The organism is Viridibacillus sp. FSL H8-0110, from assembly GCF_038003565.1.
GTDB lineage: Bacteria > Bacillota > Bacilli > Bacillales_A > Planococcaceae > Viridibacillus > Viridibacillus arenosi.
This window is the reverse complement of the sequence record NZ_JBBOPJ010000001.1, coordinates 3,491,282-3,511,561: the sequence shown is the minus strand read 5'-3', so window position 1 is coordinate 3,511,561 and position 20,280 is coordinate 3,491,282. Positions and strand designations below refer to the sequence as shown.

19 protein-coding genes are annotated in these 20,280 nt (G+C 36.3%); 10 read left to right on the top strand and 9 right to left on the bottom strand.

Annotation, left to right across the window (positions count from 1 at the left end):
- Positions 1-6 precede the first annotated feature (6 nt).
- Together MHH98_RS17610 and MHH98_RS17605 are read left to right on the top strand one after the other, a co-directional pair.
- Positions 7-1,776, top strand: a complete 1,770-nt coding sequence (locus MHH98_RS17610) for a vWA domain-containing protein (RefSeq protein WP_340713305.1) — start codon at positions 7-9, stop codon at positions 1,774-1,776.
- A complete protein-coding gene (locus MHH98_RS17605; RefSeq protein ID WP_340713304.1) occupies positions 1,760-4,360 on the top strand; it encodes a VWA domain-containing protein in 2,601 nt (866 codons plus the stop codon). Before MHH98_RS17610 ends, MHH98_RS17605 begins: the two co-directional genes overlap by 17 nt.
- 38 nt (positions 4,361-4,398) lie before the next feature.
- Here the strand turns inward: MHH98_RS17605 and MHH98_RS17600 are convergent, their stop codons facing one another.
- The 7 genes from MHH98_RS17600 to MHH98_RS17570 all read right to left on the bottom strand — a co-directional run bounded on the left by MHH98_RS17600 (position 4,399) and on the right by MHH98_RS17570 (position 11,091).
- On the bottom strand, positions 4,399-5,568 hold the full coding sequence (locus tag MHH98_RS17600) for an MFS transporter (protein ID WP_038183562.1): 1,170 nt from the start codon (positions 5,566-5,568) through the stop codon (positions 4,399-4,401).
- 130 nt (positions 5,569-5,698) lie between these two features.
- Entirely contained in the window at positions 5,699-6,772 is a 1,074-nt protein-coding gene (locus MHH98_RS17595) for an ABC transporter substrate-binding protein (RefSeq protein ID WP_038183565.1), read from the bottom strand.
- On the bottom strand, positions 6,769-7,572 hold the full coding sequence (locus MHH98_RS17590; RefSeq protein ID WP_038183569.1) for an ABC transporter permease: 804 nt from the start codon (positions 7,570-7,572) through the stop codon (positions 6,769-6,771). Before MHH98_RS17590 ends, MHH98_RS17595 begins: the two co-directional genes overlap by 4 nt.
- Positions 7,556-8,380 (bottom strand): ABC transporter permease, encoded by an 825-nt coding sequence (locus tag MHH98_RS17585; protein ID WP_038183572.1) that lies wholly within the window; start codon positions 8,378-8,380, stop codon positions 7,556-7,558. The genes MHH98_RS17590 and MHH98_RS17585 overlap by 17 nt, the downstream gene beginning before the upstream one ends.
- Positions 8,370-9,476 carry an ABC transporter ATP-binding protein gene (locus MHH98_RS17580; protein ID WP_340713303.1) on the bottom strand — a complete coding sequence of 369 codons (1,107 nt, stop codon included), beginning with the start codon at positions 9,474-9,476 and terminating at the stop codon, positions 8,370-8,372. Before MHH98_RS17580 ends, MHH98_RS17585 begins: the two co-directional genes overlap by 11 nt.
- Positions 9,477-9,491: 15 nt before the next feature.
- A complete protein-coding gene (locus tag MHH98_RS17575) occupies positions 9,492-10,034 on the bottom strand; it encodes a helix-turn-helix domain-containing protein (RefSeq protein WP_038183578.1) in 543 nt (180 codons plus the stop codon).
- Positions 10,035-10,419: 385 nt separating this feature from the next.
- On the bottom strand, positions 10,420-11,091 hold the full coding sequence (locus MHH98_RS17570) for a LytTR family DNA-binding domain-containing protein (protein WP_038183581.1): 672 nt from the start codon (positions 11,089-11,091) through the stop codon (positions 10,420-10,422).
- Between the two features lie 184 nt (positions 11,092-11,275).
- On the opposite strand from MHH98_RS17570, the gene aceA reads away from it, so the two are divergent.
- The 7 genes from aceA (at position 11,276) to MHH98_RS17535 (ending at position 17,160) form a co-directional block, all read left to right on the top strand.
- Entirely contained in the window at positions 11,276-12,559 is a 1,284-nt protein-coding gene (aceA, locus tag MHH98_RS17565) for an isocitrate lyase (protein ID WP_038183584.1), read from the top strand.
- Positions 12,560-12,577: 18 nt separating this feature from the next.
- Positions 12,578-14,182 carry a malate synthase A gene (gene aceB / locus MHH98_RS17560; RefSeq protein WP_038183587.1) on the top strand — a complete coding sequence of 535 codons (1,605 nt, stop codon included), beginning with the start codon at positions 12,578-12,580 and terminating at the stop codon, positions 14,180-14,182.
- Between the two features lie 20 nt (positions 14,183-14,202).
- Positions 14,203-14,325, top strand: a complete 123-nt coding sequence (locus tag MHH98_RS17555; RefSeq protein ID WP_200866437.1) for a YhfH family protein — start codon at positions 14,203-14,205, stop codon at positions 14,323-14,325.
- A 285-nt stretch (positions 14,326-14,610) separates the two neighbouring features.
- On the top strand, positions 14,611-14,889 hold the full coding sequence (locus MHH98_RS17550; RefSeq protein ID WP_038183590.1) for a hypothetical protein: 279 nt from the start codon (positions 14,611-14,613) through the stop codon (positions 14,887-14,889).
- A 361-nt stretch (positions 14,890-15,250) separates the two neighbouring features.
- A complete protein-coding gene (locus MHH98_RS17545; protein WP_038183596.1) occupies positions 15,251-15,799 on the top strand; it encodes a peroxiredoxin in 549 nt (182 codons plus the stop codon).
- A 98-nt stretch (positions 15,800-15,897) separates the two neighbouring features.
- Entirely contained in the window at positions 15,898-16,356 is a 459-nt protein-coding gene (locus MHH98_RS17540; RefSeq protein WP_038183608.1) for a TlpA disulfide reductase family protein, read from the top strand.
- Between the two features lie 144 nt (positions 16,357-16,500).
- Positions 16,501-17,160 carry a potassium channel family protein gene (locus tag MHH98_RS17535; RefSeq protein WP_038183611.1) on the top strand — a complete coding sequence of 220 codons (660 nt, stop codon included), beginning with the start codon at positions 16,501-16,503 and terminating at the stop codon, positions 17,158-17,160.
- Positions 17,161-17,294: 134 nt separating this feature from the next.
- Here MHH98_RS17535 and rnjA read toward each other — a convergent pair whose 3' ends face one another.
- Together rnjA and MHH98_RS17525 are read right to left on the bottom strand one after the other, a co-directional pair.
- Entirely contained in the window at positions 17,295-18,962 is a 1,668-nt protein-coding gene (rnjA, locus tag MHH98_RS17530) for a ribonuclease J1 (RefSeq protein WP_038183613.1), read from the bottom strand.
- A 4-nt stretch (positions 18,963-18,966) separates the two neighbouring features.
- The gene (locus MHH98_RS17525; protein WP_038183616.1) at positions 18,967-19,176 is read right to left on the bottom strand and encodes a DNA-dependent RNA polymerase subunit epsilon; all 210 of its coding nucleotides are present in this window, start codon (positions 19,174-19,176) and stop codon (positions 18,967-18,969) included.
- Positions 19,177-19,458: 282 nt separating this feature from the next.
- Between MHH98_RS17525 and MHH98_RS17520 the strand changes: the two genes are divergently transcribed.
- A complete protein-coding gene (locus tag MHH98_RS17520; protein WP_038183618.1) occupies positions 19,459-20,232 on the top strand; it encodes a Cof-type HAD-IIB family hydrolase in 774 nt (257 codons plus the stop codon).
- The last annotated feature ends 48 nt before the right edge of the window (positions 20,233-20,280 follow it).

The window sequence follows — 20,280 nt, the reverse complement described above, 5'->3', positions numbered from 1 at the left end:
AAGTAAATGGGATTTAATCAACTACCGTTTCTATTAACAGCAATCATTCCTCTAACGGTATTAATTTATTATTTTTTCCGAAAAAAATATGTGGAGAAACAAATTTCCACCACGCTTTTTTGGGACGAAGTAATGAAAGAAACGAAAGCTTCACCTTATTTACAACATTTACAAAGAAATACCTTATTTTATTTGCAAATGCTTGGCCTTATTTTACTTGTTATTGCTTTATTACAGCCGTATTGGAAAACAAAATCTATTGCTGGTGATCAAATTATATGGGTAGTAGATACGTCAGCGACAATGCTATCAAAAAAAGATGGGCAAACGATATTTGAGGGACATCAAAAAGAAATGCTAGATTTAACAAATAGACTTGGCGGTAAAGCTGTTACGATTATAACAACTGGAACAGAACCTCAAGTAATATTGCGTAATGAAACTAATACTAAGACTATTCAAAACGCCGTAAAATCATTAGAAGTTACATATGCTAATGAACAGTTTCCAACAACGTTAGACTTTTTACAAACATTCATTAGTAAGAAATCAACAGTTATTTATTTGTTCACGGATGCAATAGAACGTGACCAATTACCATTGAAATTACCAGACGTTAAATGGATTGTTAAAGGGGCACCAGATAACCTACAGAACATTTCATTGCAGCGTTTTGGTGCCACAAAAGTAGAAGGTCAGCTGAAGGCGATTACTCAAGTGAAAAATGATACGAGTAAAGAACAACAAGTAACAATCTCAATTACTAATGAGACAGGTAAAGTGTTAACAAATAAGAAAATTATTATCCCTGCAAATAAAGAAGAACGTGTTCTCTTCGATAATCTTCCTGATCAAACAGCTCTAACAGCTAAGTTAAAGGTCGAAGATGACTACAAAGTAGATAACGAAATAACCATTTTGATACAGCAGAATATATCTAAAATTTTAGTCGATCAAGGGTTACAGCAATTAGTACAAAAAGCCTTTCAGGCGATGGATTTCCCAGTAAGCATAGTACCATCGTTACAATTAGGAGATTCGAAGGATGATGCAATCATTGTTACAAACCAAACGAGGTTGTTAGAACAAAAAAAGCAACCTGTTCTTTTAATTGGGCGTGATGATAAAAAAGCAAAAGAAGTAAAGGGAGAACTGAAAACGAAGGATTCTAACCTCTTTGCTTATGCTCCAATAAAGGATGTATACGTCAATGAGTTGTATCCTGCGTTTAGAGATTATAAAACAATTGCAACAATTGGAGATGCGCCATTTATTCAAATTTCACCTGTAGGACATATTGCCGTCTTAGCGGATATACAAATGACAGACTGGCCGCTTCACCCTTCATTCCCTTTATTCTTATGGAGTGCAAAAGAAAGCCTCGCTAGTAGTGGTAGTGATATTGGCACGTTTTCACCGAATGAAAGACGTATTATTTCTTTGGCCGGAACAGGTGGTGGAGAAAAAGGGTATGAAATATTTACTCAAGGCGGGGAATATATTCGTAGCTTTGAAGATGGTAACAGTTTTATCGCACCTACTAAACCAGGACTCTATATGATGAAATCGGGTAATGAGGAAAAACGCTTCGTAGTTACATTACAGCAGCAAGAGAAAGTAATTACTAAAGGGACTTCATTTGAATATGGAGAGACTATGGATAAGAAAGCAACAAATTTTGTACAGCAACCCCTAGTGCCATTATTATTATTGTTGATTATCACATTATTACTAGTTGAATGGGAGGTGCAACGTCGATATGGATTTACGCATTGATCACCCCCTCTATCTTTTGTTATTCATACCAGTTCTAATGTATTTTGGGTGGGCATGGCTACAAAGTAGCAAACGTTATAATAAAGAACATAAAATTATTTTCTACATGCGTGTAGTAGCAATCAGTTTACTTATTTTTGCATTGAGTGCCCCTTATATTTTATTGCCGGTAAAGGAAGAACAAGTAGTCTTTTTAGTAGATCGTTCTGCCTCAATGGAAGGAACTGAAAAAGATATTGCGAGTTGGATTCAAGAAAGTATTGAAAGTAGTAAGGACTACCAATCTAAAGGGGTCTATAGCTTTGCTTCAGGAGTACAAACTGATCTAGGCTTAACCGCTGATAACATCAATTTACCAGTATGGCCAGCTATTAAAGATAGTGGACAAACCAATTTAGCAAATGCCTTACAGCTAGTATCCAATGTAGTAGATAGTAATAAGGCTACTCGTATTGTATTATTTTCAGATGGCGTAGAAACAGCGGGTTCAACAATGGATCAACTTAGTCGGATACAAAATAGTAATATTCAAATTGATACAGTAAAAGTAGATAAACCAGTAAAACAAGATGTTGCCATTACATCTTTTGAAACGCCACCAGTGGCATATAAAGGTGAACGGCAACAGTTAACGGTGCAAGTTGAAGCTTCCACAAATACGACAGGTGAATTACTATTGTCGGCGAATGATAAAGTAATTGAAAAACAAAAAGTACAGTTAGATAGTGGCTCAAATACAGTTACATTCCGCCATACGGCAAAAGGTGACGGTCTCATTAAATATAAGGCCCAACTTAAAATGGCAGAAGATGCCTTCCTTGAAAATAATGAATTAACAAGTGTCACTACAGTACAAGGAACACCACATATATTATTAGTACACGGTGATGATGTGAAATCAAGTACTCTTTTTAATGTCATTGACCAAAGTACGTTAAAGATAGATGACATCTCAGCGATAGAATTACCGTCAATGCAGTCATCTTATATTGGCTATGATGCTATTATTTTTGATAATGTCTCAGGGCATTTAGTCGGAGAAAAGAAAATGGCGATGATTGAACAGGCAGTGAAAAACTTTGGGATGGGATTTATGATGATTGGGGGGGAAAATAGTTTTGGGCTCGGTGGATATTTTAAAACGCCGATTGAAACCATTTTGCCTGTTGAAATGGAAGTGAAAGGTAAAGAACAAATTCCTTCTCTAGGCTTAACAATTGTCTTAGACCGTTCTGGGAGTATGAGTGGTAACAAAATTAATTTAGCAAAAGAAGCAGCTGCACGCTCAGTGGAATTATTGCGTGAAGACGACACATTTGGATTCATCGCGTTTGACGACCGTCCATGGGAAATCATACCGCCAATTCCGTTAGAAGATAAGCAGCAGGTGATCGAGCAAATTTTATCTGTTGCACCAAATGGAGGAACCGAAATTTATACTTCATTAAGCTTAGCTTATGAACGTATGCAAGATTTAAAGTTACAGCGCAAGCATATTATATTGTTAACAGATGGTCAGGCAGCCACAAATAGTTCCTATGATCAACTAATTGAAGAAGGTAAAAAAGCGAATATCACACTTTCTACAGTTGCAATTGGCCAAGATTCTGATCGAGGTTTACTTCAATATTTAGCTGAAGCAGGAGCAGGTCGATTTTATGATGTGGCGGATGAAGAAACAATTCCGTCTATATTATCTCGTGAAACGTCGATGTTGACTCGCACATATATTGAAGACAATCCGTTTTATCCCATCATAGGTGGAGGGACGAAATGGCAAAGTCTATTTAAAGATGGCGTACCGAAAATGAATGCTTACATCGCTACTACAGCAAAGCAAACGGCTAATGTCATTGCTGAAAGTGAAAAGGATGATCCTGTTCTTGCTGAATGGAAATACGGATTAGGAAAGACAATGGCCTTCACATCAGATTCCGAAGGCAAGTGGAGTGGAGATTGGGCTCGCTTTCAAGGGTGGTCGGATTTTTGGAACACGACCGTGTCAGAGCTACTCCCTGCTTATAATGAGGTACCCTATAATATCCAACAGCAAAGCGACGGTTCTTTTATCGTTTCAGATCCGACAGCAAAATCTGCCTTTATGGACATAGTTGTTGTAGATGAAAAAGGTGAAGAGTTATCAATCATAGAAGAACCATTAGCGCCTGGAAAAACACGTGTGAAATTTGATCATGGACCTGGATTAGTATTCTTCAGAGTTTCAAATGATGAAAAAGGTATGTATCAAGCGGGACTGACTATCCCTTATAGTGCAGAATATAAAATACAGCCAGACAATACGAAGTTATTAAAAGAGCTATCAACAAAAACTAATGGTAAAGAACTAACAGATCCGGAAGAAGCCTTTCGTAAGCATACTTCTTCGAGTTCAAACCAACAGAGCATTGTACAATGGTTGGTATTAACTGCAATGTTATTGTTCTTTATCGATATCACATTAAGACGTTTCGGCTTGACTACATTACTTAATATTCCAAAGGGCATTCGTAGAACAAAAAAAGAAACCAAACATGGAGAACACCTCAATGTTGGCGAACTGTTAAAAAATAAAAAAACACGTTAAAAAGGCAGCTCGAGATTGAGCCGCCTTTTTATATATAATTAAGCAAGCGTTGTTTTTCTCTTTGCCCAAACCGCAGTTAAAGAGAAGCAACTAACAAGAATAATCGTTCCGAAAACATAGGGACTATTCATATTCCAATCAAATAATATTCCTGCAAGTGCAGGACCAATCATATTACCTAAACTCATGTATGCATTATTCATACCAGCAGCGAAACCTTGTTCATTGCCAGCAGTTTTTGAAATTAGAGTATTGACAGCAGGACGAATTAAAGTTGTTGCTGTTGAGAATATTGTTGCCACAAGCAACATGATAAAGAATCCACTAACGAATAATATACCAAGCATGCTAATGGAGGCAACTGCAAGACCAAATAAAATAATTTTCATTTCGCCGAATTTTTTAAATAACTTATTTAATGCAAAGCCTTGAACAATGACACCTACAAAACCACCAACTGTCATTAAAATAGCTATATCAGTTGCTGTGTATGAAAACTTATAAGTTAAGAACATTGATAGAGTCGCTTGGAAATTTGAAATTCCAAATGAGAAGACAAAGACAACAATAAGTAGTACAAAATATGATGCATGGAATGAACGGGTTAATTGCTTGAATATGTTATCACCTTTCACAACATTCTGTATTATAGGTGTTGTCGCTGGTAATAAGATGAGAGATAAAACGCCTGCAATGATAGAAGCAGAACCAGCAAAATAGAATGGAAAGTGTAAACTAACGTTAGACAAAAAGCCACCAATTCCTGGTCCAATCATAAAGCCTAGTGAAATCGCTGCTCCAATTAGCCCCATTGCTTTTCCACGTTCATCAATGGTTGTAATATCTGCTACATAGGCCATAATTGGCGGTACAATAAAGGCAGATCCGACTCCTGTTAAGAATCGACAAACGAATAGCATCCAAAGTTCTGTAGATAAGCCAAAAGAGATTTGTGCAATACCGTTTAAAATTAGACCAAAAACTATTAATTTTTTTCTACCTATTTTGTCAGATAGATTACCTGCAATAGGGGAGAACAGAAACTGCGCAAAAGCTATTATAGCTATTAAAAAGCCGAGTACTTGTCCAGCTGCACCAAACAGTTTTAAATATGTGGGCATTACAGGAATAATAAGACCAACAGCACTCATCGTGATAAACATATTAAACATTAATAAAATCAATGCCAATTTATTAGAGGATTTCATATATTACTCTCTTTCTTGAAGAAGTATTTCGTGTTGCTAATTAATGTCGCTGTTAGAATTATACAGCTTGTTCAGATGTTAAGCAACAAAAGAAGCTCAGTGAGGTTTACACCTACCGAGCTTCTTTATTTTATCGTATGGACATTTTAAATTTCAAGAAAAATTCATTGTACTCACCGATTTTTTCTTTACCTAAATTTTTGTACACATGTAAATTATTTCGAACTTCTTTTGATGGATAGTAACGTTCGTCGTTTACTACTTCAGGATCCATTAATTTTAATGCAGCTTTATTCGGTGTAGAGTATCCTACATAATCTGCATTTTGAGCAGCCACTTCAGGATCTAACATAAAGTTAATGAATTTATGCGCACCTGCAACGTTTTTTGACGTTTTAGGAATAACCATGTTATCAAACCATAAATTCGAACCTTCTGAAGGCACATTGTATGTTAAGTCTTCATTTTCATACATCATATCAGCAGCTTGACCTGACCAAGTTAAAGCAACAGAGGCATCACCATTGACCATTAATTGTGTTACTTCATCCCCGATAATGGCTTTGACATTCGGAGCCATTTTTATTAATTTGTCAGTTGCTGCCTTTAATTCATCAGTATCAGTAGAATTAAGTGATTTTCCCATACTGTTTAAACCAACACCTAAAACTTCACGAGCACTATCAACTAATATAACTTTTCCTTTTAGAGATGGATCCCAAAGATCGTCCCAGCTATCGAAATTTTGTCCTTTTAACATTTTAGAATTATAAACAATTCCTACAGTTCCCCAAAAATATGGAACAGAGTATTTATTCTTTGGGTCAAAATCCAAATTCAAAAAATCTTCATCGATGTTCTTGATATTCGGAATTTGTTTGTAATCGATCGGAAGTAATAATTCACGTTCTTTCATTTGCTCAATTGTGTATTCAGATGGCATCGAAATATCATAAGATGTACCACCTTGTTCAATTTTCGTCATCATCGCTTCGTTTGAATCAAATGTTTCGTAGATAACGTGAATACCAGTTTCTTTTTCAAATTGTTTCAGTAAGTCAGGGTCAATATATTCTCCCCAGTTGTAAATGGTTAAAATATCTTTCCCTGATTTACCGGAAGTTTGGTCCATTACACTTGCAGCATACATCAGTATTGCGCAAACAAGAATTATGCCAACTGTATAGCGTACTAATGACTTCATTTAGGAACCTCCGATCCACGAGCGCCTTTACTACGGTTTGTGATGAAGTAATAGCCGAGCACAAGTAACATCGTAACAAAGAATACTAAGCCTGAAATAGCATTAACAGTTAAAGACACACCAGCGCGTGCCATCGAATAGATTTCAACGGATAAAGTACTAAAGCCATTTCCGGTAACGAAAAACGTTACTGCGAAATCATCTAGGGAATAAGTTAAAGCTAAAAAGAATCCTGCGAAAATACCAGGTTTGATATAAGGTAAAATAACACGAGTTAGAATGTCACGACGTGATGCACCTAGATCAAGTGCGGCATCGATTAGAGAAGAACTCATTTCTTGTAACTTAGGTAAAACCATAATGACAACAATTGGGATACTAAAAGCAACGTGTGCTAATAATACAGAACTAAAGCCTAAATTAACCCCAACCATTGTGAATAAGATCAAGAAAGATGCCCCAATAATAACGTCTGGACTTACAATTAAAATATTATTAAGCGAAAGAACAGTATTACGTAGTTTGTGATTGCGTATCGAAACAATTCCAATCGCACCAAGAGTCCCAATCATAGTGGAAATAAGTGCGGACAATAATGCTACTACAACTGTATTAATCAAAATGTTTATCAAACGTGTATCTTCAAATACAGCTTTGTAATGTTCCAACGTAAATGATTCAAAATTTGTCATCGTTCCGCCACTGTTAAAAGAGTAAAATACTAAAAACAGAATAGGCGCATACAAAACGACAAAAACCAAAGCTAAATACAGCTTTGAACCTTTACTTAGCTTTTCCATTTTGTGATGCCCCTTTCTCTTTTTGACCAGTGAGTAGCATGATGATGAACATAAATAGTATTAAGAAAACTGCGATTGTCGAACCCATTCCCCAGTTTTGAGTAACCAAAAACTGTTGTTCGATTGCAGTCCCAAGTGTAATAACGCGGTTACCTGCAATAAGTCGAGTAATCATAAATAGAGATAATGAAGGGATAAACACTGCTTGAATTCCTGATTTAACACCGTTCATTGTCAGTGGTAGTATAACTCGACGGAATGTAGTAAGTTTTGAAGCACCTAAATCACGAGAAGCATAAATAAGTGCTGGATTTAGTTTATCCAATGCATTGAAAATCGGTAAAATCATAAACGGGATGAAAATATAAACAGACACAAAAACAAAACTAGCATCAGTAAATAAGATTTGTTGTTCTGGAATGCCAATTGTTTTCAAAAATGCATTAATAGGACCACTCATACCGAAAATCCCAATAAATGCGTACGTTTTTAAAAGTAAGTTAATCCATGATGGAATAATAATTAATATAAGCCAAAGTTGTTTTTGCTTTGTTTTAGTAATTAAATAGGCCGTAGGATAAGAAACTAATAATGAAAATACTGTAATCAGAAATGCGTACCAAAATGAACTTAGCGTCATTTTCAAATAAACGCCCGTAAAGAAGTTCTGATAGTTCGCGAATGTAAAATTACCATTTAAATCAAGAAGTGAGTAATACACAACTAATATAATAGGGGCAATTACAAAGAGAGCAATCCATAAATAATATGGAACGAGTGTAAATGGACTGTTTTTGTTATTTCTCATCTTCTTCATCTCCATATGATTCTAAACGCTTGTCAAAGTCTTCCTCTGTCTCGTTTAGACGCATAACGTGAATGGCTTCAGGATCAAAATCTAGTCCGATTTTCGTACCAACTGTTGCTTTTTTTAATGAGTGTACAAGCCATTCATTTCCAGCTTCATCATAGGTAGATAATTCATAATGTACACCGCGGAATAATTGTGTATCTACAGTTACTTCTAGCTTACCGTTTTCTAGGGAAGTAATTTCTAAATCCTCAGGTCGAATTACGATGTCTATCTTTTCATTTGGATTTAAACCTTGGTCAACACATTCGAATGTTTTGCCAGCAAAATTCACGACAAAATCTTCAATCATCGTCCCAGGCACTATATTTGATTCGCCGATGAAATCAGCAACGAATCGGTTAATTGGTTCGTCATAAATATCTACCGGTGTACCACTTTGTTGAATAGTACCTTCGTTTAAAACGAAAATTTCATCCGACATTGCTAACGCTTCTTCTTGGTCATGTGTGACGAATACAAATGTTTTACCTAGACGTTGTTGTAATTCTCGCAGTTCATATTGCATTTCTGTACGAAGCTTTAAATCTAATGCAGATAATGGTTCATCTAATAAGATGATTTCAGGATCATTCACGATTGCCCGAGCGATAGCGACACGTTGACGTTGCCCACCAGACATTTCAGAAATTTCACGATTGCCATAGCCTTCTAAGTTAACGAATTTTAATGCTTCATTTACACGAGTTGTTATTTCAGCATTTTTTAGTTTTTTAATACGCAATCCAAATGCTACATTTTCAAACACATCTAAATGTGGGAATAGGGCATAGTCTTGGAATACTGTATTCACTTGTCTTTCATTTGCAGGAATATTATTGATTTTCTTCCCATTGAAATAAATCGAGCCACTCGTTGGCTCCATGAAACCAGCGATTAGGCGGAGAATTGTAGTTTTACCACAACCGGATGGACCTAGTAGCGTGTAAAATTCACCTCTCTCTAATTCAAAACTGATGTCTTTTAATACGACAGTGCCATCAGAATAAGACTTCGACACGTTTTCAAAGCGGATAATTGAGTTTTCAGTCATGTGGGGCCTCCTAAACTATAAATAAGATTCGGTTGCGACGAGTAAAAGCTCGGTTTTTCCTGCGTGAGCATTAAACAGTTGATGAGTATCTGAAGCATCGAAATAGACCGCATTTCCTGCAGTTGCGATATATTCTTCTTTACCTAATACAAGTCGAACACGCCCAGTTAAAACATAGATAAATGTTTCAGAGAGAGAAGGCTCAAATTGTTTGAATTCACCGTTTTGTTCAAATGTTAAAATGACAGGTTCAATTTCTTTTTCATTAGAAGTTGGAATAAGCCATTGAATACGATATTTTTTATCTTCGTCTGTAAAGATTGTTTGGTCCTCATCTGTGTAGACGACCTTTTGTTCTTCTTGTTCATCATCAAAAAAGTCTTTCGGTGTTGAGCCAAGAACTTCTAGTAATGTGAAGAGAGTTTCAATAGAAGGGGAATTTAAATCTCTTTCTAATTGTGAGATGTAACCTTTGCTCAAATCTGTTCTTTCACCTAACTCTTCTTGGGTAAGTCCCTTTTTTAGGCGAAGTCTTTTAATCTTTTTGCCGATTTGCATCTACCTTGCTCCTCGATTGTTTACTATTCGTAAACTTAAAGAATCGAAAGTTTACTTTAACGAAACTTTTAGTTTACTCAAACGATATCTATTATACAAAATTGACAGCATTTTTCAACCGTTTTTAGAAAAAAATAATAGCAGTATTGAAAGTTTATGAGAAAATATCTGATGTTTTAAGATGAAAATTGCATTCTCTTTAAACTCATACCCTAAATGGAGATAAAGTATTCTATTTATATAGGAGATGATTTAGTAAAGTTGTTCTAGTAATAAAGAAATTAGGAATATTTAACATGACGTTGACGTCCCTGATTAGCCGAAGTTATTAAATATAAAAAACCGAATGCATCTTCGCATTCGGTAGACTTCACTAATATTAATCTCAAAACTCTAGAGCTCTCTTCACATCATTAATATAGGTATTACTGACAGGTAGTTCAGTATTATCTTTCAAAACAACCATTAAATTTGATGAGAAATCTCTCGTTATTTTTTGAATGGAGTGAATGTTCACTATATAAGAGCGGTGAATTCTTAAAAAACAATCAGGTAATCGTTTATGTAACTCTTTTAATGTTAAGTTCGTTTTGTATTGTTCACTTTTAGCATAAAACCAGCTTTTTTTATTTAAGCTTTCGAAATGCGAAACTTTTTCAATGGCGATGGGCGCCCATTCATCTTGTTGTTTACCAGTTATAAAGCGGAAAGGTTCTTTTACAGCTAGATGATGATTGGGTGGTAATATGACTAGTAGTGCTGCAGGTTGGCCATGTAAGTCGATGGGATATCCAATGCCATAATAGGGTGTACCCAATACCTCTTCTTCTACAACAGCTTCTATCTTTCTTCTTTCTTGAATGACTCGTTCAGCAATACTCCCTTTTTTTATCCCTTTGCCATTGTTTAAATGTACATCATAAGCACCTGCCACATAATAAATGTAAGAGTCTCCGATAGCAATCGCCAGCGTTGCCTCCTGTGGAATCCAATCCGCTAACAAATTCTTGTATTGATCAACTAAACCTTTTGCAAAACCAACTTTATCCTCAACCATTTGAAGCGCCCCCCTCAATTCATCTTGGAAAAACGTTCTTTCATCGTAAAAAAATGGTTTTTTATCACAAAATAATAACAAAATTTAGAAACTGTTATATATTAATTTATAACAACGTTATCTGTTATGCAACAATTAATTTAAACAGACTTTAACGTAAATTTATTGGAAGGTGTGGATTGTTATGGTATCGAAACAAAAACAAGTGGAGCAATTAGAAAAGAGCTGGACTGAAGAGGGGCGTTGGTTAGGAATTGAACGTCCATATAGCGCGGAAGAGGTAGTTAAATTACGCGGTTCAGTAATTATTGAACATACATTAGCCAAAAAAGGTGCTGAACGTTTATGGAAATCTTTACATGAAGAAGATTTTATCAATGCTTTAGGTGCATTGACTGGTAATCAAGCTGTTCAACAAGTAAAAGCGGGTTTACAAGCAATCTACCTAAGTGGTTGGCAAGTAGCAGCAGATGCAAATCTTTCAGGTCAAATGTATCCTGACCAAAGCCTATACCCAGCTAACAGTGTTCCTGCAGTTGTTAAGCGCATTAACCAAGCATTACAGCGAGCAGATCAAATTGATCATGCTGAAGGGCGAGAAGATGGCTTTGACTGGTTCGCACCGATTGTAGCAGATGCTGAAGCTGGTTTTGGCGGACCTTTAAATGTATTTGAATTAGTTAAAGGAATGATTGAATCAGGAGCATCAGGGGTTCACTTAGAAGACCAATTAGCTTCGGAGAAAAAATGTGGCCATTTGGGTGGTAAAGTTTTACTTCCAACACAAAATGCAATTCGTAATCTAATCTCTGCTAGACTTGCAGCTGATGTTTTAGATGTACCTACAATTTTAATTGCACGTACTGATGCAGATGCAGCAGATATGGTTACAAGTGATATCGATTCAAGAGATGCAGAGTTTATCACAGGGGAACGTACTCCTGAAGGTTTCTTCCGTACAAAAGCGGGTATTGATCAAGCGATTGCACGCGGTCTAGCTTATGCGCCTTATGCAGATTTAATTTGGTGCGAAACATCTACACCAGACTTAGAAGAGGCGAAAAAATTCGCTGAGGCAATTCGTGCGAAATTCCCAAATAAAATGCTTGCGTATAACTGCTCTCCCTCATTCAATTGGAAAGCAAACTTAGATGATGAAACAATCGCTAAATATCAAGTTGAACTAGGCAAAATGGGTTACAAATTCCAATTTGTAACATTAGCAGGATTCCATGCTCTAAACCACAGCATGTTTGAATTAGCGCATGATTATAAAGACAATGGCATGGCTGCGTACTCTAAACTTCAAGAAGCTGAATTTGCTAATGAAACAAAAGGCTATACAGCTACAAAACATCAACGTGAGGTAGGAACTGGTTACTTTGATGATGTTTCACAAGTGATTTCAGGGGGAACATCTTCTACAACTGCTATGAAGGGGTCTACAGAAACAGCACAATTCATTTAATCAAAAGGGGGATGGGCTATGAAGACTCAACAAGTAACTTCTCAAGATATAAAAATTTTAGGGAGACAATCGGCAGCAAGCGCAGAAATTTTAACAACTGAAGCCTTGCAATTTATAGCTTCGTTACACCGCCAGTTTGATCAACGAAGAAAAGAATTATTAGAAGAACGTCAAAATAGACAACAGCGCATCGATGCTGGCGAGAAACTGGATTTTCTTCCAGAGACAAAAGAAATCCGTGATGGAGAGTGGACTATTGCTCCACTTCCTGCAGATTTACAAGATCGTCGAGTAGAAATTACGGGGCCTGTTAATCGTAAAATGGTCATTAATGCACTTAATTCTGGTGCAAAAATGTTCATGGCATGTTTTGAAGATGCCACGTCACCTACTTGGGCCAATATGATTGAAGGGCAAGTGAATATGCGAGATGCAGTTCGAAAAACAATTTTCTTTACACAACCATCAAACGGTAAAACATATAAATTAAATGACAACCCAGCTGTCTTACTTGTTCGCCCACGAGGGTTACACTTACTCGAGAAGAATATAGAAATTGCCGGTGAACAAATCGCTGGAAGTCTATTTGATTTCGGTTTATATGTCTTCCACAATGCGAAGGAGTTAGTAGCCCGTGGATCAGGTCCATATTTTTACTTGCCAAAACTTGAAAGCCATTTAGAAGCACGATTATGGAATGACGTATTTATCTATGCTCAAGAGCAACTTGATCTTCCACAGGGAACAATTAAGGCGACTGTCTTAATCGAAACGATTACAGCTGCATTTGAAATGGATGAAATATTATATGAATTGCGTGAGCATTCAGCAGGTCTAAATTGTGGACGATGGGACTACATTTTCAGCTATTTGAAACGATTACGCAATCAACCAGAAGTTATTTTACCTGACCGTGGTCAAGTGACAATGACATCGCCATTCATGCGTGCGTACACTTTGAAATGTGTGCAAACTTGTCATAAAAGGAATGCGCCAGCCATCGGAGGAATGGCTGCACAAATTCCGATTAAAGATAATCCAGAGGCAAATGATATCGCTTTTGGTAAGGTAAGAGAAGATAAGCGTCGTGAAGCATCAGATGGTCATGATGGAACTTGGGTTGCACATCCAGGGTTAGTTTTAGTAGCTATGGAGCAATTCAATGAACATATGAAAACACCAAACCAGATTGATCGTAAGAGGGAAGATGTGCATGTAACAGCAGAAGATTTGTTAGAAGTACCTGTAGGAACAATTACAGAGGCTGGCTTACGAATCAATTGCAGTGTAGGGGTACAATATATCGCTTCATGGCTACGGGGTAATGGAGCAGCTCCGATAAACCATATGATGGAAGATGTGGCTACAGCAGAAATTTCACGCTCTCAAACGTGGCAATGGATTCGTCATCCTCAAGGGGTGCTTGATGATGGTCGTGATATTAATGAACTGTTATTTATTGAAATATTACAACAAGAACTTGCAGAAATTGAGCAACAAGTTGGTCAAGAAAACTTTCAAAATGGTCGTTATGAAGAAGCGGCAGACATCTTCAAGTTCTTGACGTTAAAATCGACATTTGAAGAATTTTTAACTTTACCAAGCTATAGTCATATTCAATAACAAAAACGGAGGAGATTACAATGAAAACAACGAAACAAGAAGTAGCAAAAAAACATTGTCGTGAGTGCGGATGCGTAATTGTTGAGCGTGTAGAATCAACTCTTTATGAGTGTGAGCGCTGCATCGGCATAAACGAAGAATAAAACGAATAGTAAAAGTTAAACTCGTCAGTCAACAATAGGCTGGTGAGTTTTTTTGTTGTAAATATTTTATAGCATGATGCATGATTAGATAATGTATTTGAAATGTGGATTTTTCGATTTTTTTTAACCGCATTCTACATTCCTGATATTATGTCTAAATAGTACTAGTCAGTAATTTATGAACATATGCAATAGTTCACCGAAATGTTCTTCAAAAATAAAAAGTATTATAGAGAAAAATGGCGGTGATTTATGCTAAACTAGGTGTCTAAGGAGGCGGAAATATTGGGAAAGAAATTGTTTTTTTATCTAGATCCTAAAGAACGACAGGGTGCGGTGAAAGTCCCAAGTGATCCCGTTTTTGAAGGTACATTCCTAATGGCGAATAATCGTTTAATCGATGCGATTGCATTAGAGGATTATTGTCCTGAATGTTTAGGGTTATTACGCTATTCAGATGATTATGATGCATTATTTTGTGCAAATTGCAATGAATGGCGAGAAGAGGTATGTGAGGATCCCTCCTGCGATAACTGTCAAGGCCGGCCTAATCGACCTTTGTGATGGATTTTGAAAAATACACAGTAATCAATAGGTGGGGTATTTATCCATAAATAATACGATTACATGGACTAAAAAGCCTATATTTATCATATTTTCTATCGAATTTAAACTCCATTTATGGGGTTTTTTCTTTTGTTATCATTTTTTTTATATAATTAATCATATCTTATTGAAGATATGTTCTTTAATTCTTTGAAGAATAAAATGTCGATTATTTGTCACAATAAGAGATAGATTAGAATAATTATTAAGTGTAAATGATTGATTTCACAATGTTGATTTGCTATTGTAGGAATTGGATTAATGCGAAAATTTTAGTTTTTCGCAATAGCATATATAACAATATTTGGAGGGATTCAACATGGCAGAACGTTTAGTAGCAAATCAAGCACCTCGCTTTGAAATGCAAGCAGTATTAGCTAATAAAGAATTCGGTAAAGTTAATTTAGAAGAAAACATGAAAAATGACAAGTGGACTGTTTTATTCTTCTATCCAATGGACTTCACATTTGTATGCCCAACTGAAATCACTGCAATGTCAGATCGTTACGATGAATTTGAAGATCTTGATGCAGAAGTAATTGGTGTATCAACTGATACAATCCACACTCATTTAGCGTGGATTAACACTGATCGTACTGAAAATGGTCTTGGTCAATTAAAATTCCCATTAGCAGCTGACCACAATCAACGTGTATCTCGTGATTATGGCGTGTTAATTGAAGAAGAAGGCGTTGCACTTCGCGGATTATTCATCATCAATCCAGAAGGCGAACTTCAATATCAAGTTGTTAACCACAATAACATTGGTCGCGATGTAGATGAAACACTTCGCGTACTACAAGCACTACAAACTGGCGGTCTTTGCCCAGCTAACTGGCGCCCAGGTCAAAAAACTCTTGAAGTTTAAATTAGATTTTTAACATCAAAAAGGCCTAACAAATGTTAGGTCTTTTTTTGAAAGATGAGAATATACTATGTACGAATTCCATTATGAGGTGATTAAACATGAAACTACGTGCTCAAATGCCTGAATTGGTAGGCGAAACAGCTTGGTTAAACGGGAAAGTATCAAAAGCGAGCTTAATCGGTAATAAACCAACACTAATCCATTTCTGGTCTGTAAGCTGTCATTTATGTAAAGAAGCAATGCCAGATGTCAATAAATTCCGTGATGAATACAGTAAAGAATTAAATGTTATTGCAGTGCATATGCCGCGTTCTGAAAGTGATTTAGACTTGGACGTTATTAAAGAAACTGCAGCTGAACATGATATTACACAACCAATTTTTGTTGACGGTGAAATGAAGTTAACTGACGCTTTCGATAACCAATATGTACCTGCTTATTATGTTTTTGATAAAGAAGGTCAACTTCGTCATTTCCAAGCAGGTGGTAGCGGTATGAAAATGCTTGAAAAACGCGTAAACCGTGTATTAGACGAAGTTCGTAACGCTGACGCATAAGTCATTTCGAATATCATAAGAATTGTCCTGTTTTTATAAGGATAATTCTTTTTTTATTGGAAAAAATAGCAATAGCTGTGTTTGTATGCTTAAATGTATTGTGTTACACTATGTCCATTCTTTACAGTATCGGGGGAAATTTTCATGAAAAAAGAATTTGTTGTCATTGGTTTAGGTCGTTTTGGCGGCAGTATCGTTTCGGAGCTGATACAACAAGGTGCTGATGTAATGGCAATAGATAAACAACCAGAAAGAGTCGACGAATTTGCTCCAATCGCCACGCAGGCAGTCGTAGCAGATACCACGGATGAATCAGTTTTGAAATCACTTGGGATTCGCAACTTTGAACATGTAATCATAGCAATTGGTGACGACATCCAATCGAGTATTTTAACTACATTGATGTTAAAAGAAATTGGGGTGCAGAAGATTACTGTGAAAGCCCAAAATGATTACCATGAAAAAGTTTTACGAAAAATAGGGGCAGATCATGTTGTTCATCCAGAACGTGATATGGGGATTCGTATTGCGAATAATATGATGTCAAATAATGTACTCGATTACTTGGAATTATCTGATGAACATTCAATTATGGAGATTAAGGCAAATCATTTATTAGAAGGCCATACAATCATTAACTTAGACATCAGGGTAAGATATGGTATTAATATTGTAGCGATTAAAAGAGGGCACGAAATCATCGTTTCACCGCAAGCGGATGAGGTCATTCATGAAGGTGATATTTTAATTGTTATCGGAGCAGATGTTGATATTAGTCGTTTTGAGAAGAAAATGATGAATTAAGAGCATAATGCTTTGGGGTTATTTATTTTGAGAGCTAGTGATGAATAATTTTTTTGAAGATTTATGCGAACTTTAGACTTTCGCCATAAAAATATAAAAAGGGTAGAGATTTTAAAATCTCTACCCTTTTGTAATCAAACTTCCATAATAATCGGTAAAATCATTGGACGACGCTTTGTTTTTTCAAATAAGTATGGTCCTAATGCATCAGTGATATCATTTTTCAGTTCTGACCACTGAGGTGTTTTGTCTTGTAATGTACGTTGTAAGTGACGGTTCAACATTTGTTGAGCTTCATTAATCATCATTCCGGATTCACGCATATATACGAAACCACGAGAGATAATATCTGGGCCGGAAACAATTTTCTGTGTCTCCATATTCACGCTAACCACAACGATGACTAGACCTTCTTCGGAAAGGATACGGCGATCGCGCAAAACGATATTACCGATATCACCAATTCCGTTACCATCGATATAAACATCACCAGAAGGAATTCGGCCCGATACAGCAGCCGTATTAGGGCTAAGTGCAAGGACATCTCCATTTTCCATGATGAACGTATTGTCTGGTTCTACGTCACAATCAATAGCTAGATCAGCATGCATACGAAGCATACGGTACTCACCATGGATTGGCATAAAGAATTTTGGTTTAATCAGACGAAGCATTAGTTTTTGTTCTTCTTGAGAACCGTGACCAGAAGTATGAATATTATTCAATGAACCATGAATAACTTCTGCACCTGCACGGAATAATGAGTTAATTGTTTTATTAACGCTAATTGTGTTCCCTGGGATTGGTGAAGATGAAAATACAACAGTATCACCAGGTTGAATTTGGATTTGACGGTGAGTCCCATTGGCAATACGAGAAAGTGCTGCCATTGGTTCACCTTGGCTACCTGTACAAAGAATTAATACTTCGTTAGCTGGCAAACGATTTAACGTTTGTGAATCAACAAAAGTTTCTTTTGGTGCAGTGATATAGCCCAATTCACGGCCAATTGTAATAGCGTTATCCATACTTCTACCAAATACAGCAATTTTACGTCCGTGTCTAGCAGCGGCATCCGTAACTTGTTGTAATCGGTGAATATTTGAAGCGAATGTTGCAAAAATAAGACGACCTTCCACTTTGCGTAGAATTTCATCAATACTTTCTCCAACTTTGCGTTCAGACATTGTGAAATTAGGAACTTCTGCATTTGTACTATCAGATAGTAGACATAACACGCCATCGCGTCCGATTTCAGCCATTTTTGTTAAGTTTGCTGGTTCACCGACAGGAGTGAAGTCGAATTTGAAATCTCCTGTATGAACGATATTACCAGGAGGAGTTTTTACAACAATACCGTATGCATCCGGAATACTGTGGGTTGTTCTAAAGAAGCTCACAGAAGTTTTACGGAATTTAATAATGTCCTCTTCTTGGATTTCAATCATTTTTGTCTGGCGAAGTAAACCATGCTCGTCCAATTTATTACGTAACAAACCTAGTGCAAGCTTGCCACCGTATACAGGAATGTTAATTTGACGAAGCAAATAAGGAATACCACCAATATGATCTTCATGACCATGAGTAATGAATAGACCTTTAATCTTGTCTACATTTCTTACTAAATAAGTGTAGTCTGGTATAACATAGTCAATACCTAATAGATCGTCCTCAGGGAATTTAATTCCTGCGTCAATCAAGATAATTTCATCTTGGAATTGTACGGCATACGTATTTTTACCGATTTCGCCCAGTCCGCCGAGTGCGAAAACCGCTGTTTGGTCATTTTTGACAAACTTCATACGTTTAGAGTTTCTCCACGTGGAAATGTTCGCTTGCTTGTTCGTACTCTAAGTAGTTTCCTTCAAGCAATTGAATAAATTCGATATTGTAGTTACGGTCTTTAAGTTTTTGACGAACTTCACGCTCATCTACCGCTTCTAAATATAAGCATTGAGTATTTTCGCGAACTGGTACTTCAAGCGCATTTTCTTGATAATAAACTTTGTAAATCATAATATGCTCTCCTTTAACACGTTCAAAATAATTGCATTTCCTTTATATTATCACGCTAGTAACTTAAAATAAAGAAAAGCCCTCCAAAATTATGAAGGGCAAATATACTTAAGCGATTGTTTTTTTTCCGAGCAAGCCATTAAGCCGTTTCAACAATTGTTTTTTAAGGCGTTTAAACATGGCATATCACTCCTCGTGGACATTATACAATATTAAGTTATTACTGTAAAGTCTTTTTGCTTAACAAATGGGAATACAAGAAAAGAGAGGAAGTAATTTAATATGCAGAAAAAAATATTGTTTTTTGATATTGACGGTACACTCTATAATTCGAAAAAAGAAATTCCACAGACAACAATTGATGCGGTCAAAAAGGCAAAAGATAATGGTCATGAAGTGGTTATTGCTACGGGTAGAGCCCCGTTTATGATTCAGGAAGTTCTTGAAACGCTAAAAGTAGACTCTTATGTTTGTTTTAATGGGCAATATGTTGTGTATAAGGGGAACCCTATCTCATTGAAGCCAGTTCCACTTGAACAATTGAAGGCTCTTGTAAACTATGTGGAGAAACAGGATAAACCATTAGTCTTTTTAGATGATCAAGAGATGGTTACTTCTGTTCCAGAGCATCATCAGATAAAGGAAAGCTTGACTTCATTACTCTATCCTATGCCAAGACTGGATAAACATTTCTACTTAAATCATCCTATTTATCAAGTTTTATTGTATGTAAGTGTCGAAGAAGAAAAAGAATATGCAGCGGCTTTTCCTGAGTTGCAGTTAGTTCGATGGCATACTTATTGTTGTGATGTATTAAATAAAGGTGTTTCTAAAGCATATGGGATTGAACGTTTACTTGAATATACTAATTTTGAAATGCAAGATGCGATAGCTTTCGGTGATGGTTTAAATGATGTTGAAATGTTAACGGCAGTTGGAACAGGTGTGGCAATGGGAAATGGTCATGTTAAAGCGAAAACTGTAGCGAGTTTTGTAACTGATCATGTAGATGAAGATGGATTAGTAAAAGCAATGGAAAAATTACAATTGGTATAAAAAACAATAAAAAAGCCTTACTATGATTTTACGATTCATAGTAAGGCT

What these genes read in the sequence shown, in the direction of transcription:
- MHH98_RS17535 (WP_038183611.1), top strand. Translation starts at nt 16,501, where the DNA reads ATGAAAAAAGAATTTGTTGTCATTGGTTTAGGTCGTTTTGGCGGCAGT.
- rnjA (WP_038183613.1), bottom strand. Translation starts at nt 18,962, where the DNA reads ATGAAGTTTGTCAAAAATGACCAAACAGCGGTTTTCGCACTCGGCGGA.
- MHH98_RS17555 (WP_200866437.1), top strand. Translation starts at nt 14,203, where the DNA reads ATGAAAACAACGAAACAAGAAGTAGCAAAAAAACATTGTCGTGAGTGC.
- MHH98_RS17540 (WP_038183608.1), top strand. Translation starts at nt 15,898, where the DNA reads ATGAAACTACGTGCTCAAATGCCTGAATTGGTAGGCGAAACAGCTTGG.
- MHH98_RS17545 (WP_038183596.1), top strand. Translation starts at nt 15,251, where the DNA reads ATGGCAGAACGTTTAGTAGCAAATCAAGCACCTCGCTTTGAAATGCAA.
- aceA (WP_038183584.1), top strand. Translation starts at nt 11,276, where the DNA reads ATGGTATCGAAACAAAAACAAGTGGAGCAATTAGAAAAGAGCTGGACT.
- MHH98_RS17525 (WP_038183616.1), bottom strand. Translation starts at nt 19,176, where the DNA reads ATGATTTACAAAGTTTATTATCAAGAAAATGCGCTTGAAGTACCAGTT.
- aceB (WP_038183587.1), top strand. Translation starts at nt 12,578, where the DNA reads ATGAAGACTCAACAAGTAACTTCTCAAGATATAAAAATTTTAGGGAGA.
- MHH98_RS17595 (WP_038183565.1), bottom strand. Translation starts at nt 6,772, where the DNA reads ATGAAGTCATTAGTACGCTATACAGTTGGCATAATTCTTGTTTGCGCA.
- MHH98_RS17600 (WP_038183562.1), bottom strand. Translation starts at nt 5,568, where the DNA reads ATGAAATCCTCTAATAAATTGGCATTGATTTTATTAATGTTTAATATG.
- MHH98_RS17605 (WP_340713304.1), top strand. Translation starts at nt 1,760, where the DNA reads ATGGATTTACGCATTGATCACCCCCTCTATCTTTTGTTATTCATACCA.
- MHH98_RS17570 (WP_038183581.1), bottom strand. Translation starts at nt 11,091, where the DNA reads ATGGTTGAGGATAAAGTTGGTTTTGCAAAAGGTTTAGTTGATCAATAC.
- MHH98_RS17520 (WP_038183618.1), top strand. Translation starts at nt 19,459, where the DNA reads ATGCAGAAAAAAATATTGTTTTTTGATATTGACGGTACACTCTATAAT.
- MHH98_RS17590 (WP_038183569.1), bottom strand. Translation starts at nt 7,572, where the DNA reads ATGGAAAAGCTAAGTAAAGGTTCAAAGCTGTATTTAGCTTTGGTTTTT.
- MHH98_RS17580 (WP_340713303.1), bottom strand. Translation starts at nt 9,476, where the DNA reads ATGACTGAAAACTCAATTATCCGCTTTGAAAACGTGTCGAAGTCTTAT.
- MHH98_RS17585 (WP_038183572.1), bottom strand. Translation starts at nt 8,380, where the DNA reads ATGAGAAATAACAAAAACAGTCCATTTACACTCGTTCCATATTATTTA.
- MHH98_RS17575 (WP_038183578.1), bottom strand. Translation starts at nt 10,034, where the DNA reads ATGCAAATCGGCAAAAAGATTAAAAGACTTCGCCTAAAAAAGGGACTT.
- MHH98_RS17610 (WP_340713305.1), top strand. Translation starts at nt 7, where the DNA reads ATGGGATTTAATCAACTACCGTTTCTATTAACAGCAATCATTCCTCTA.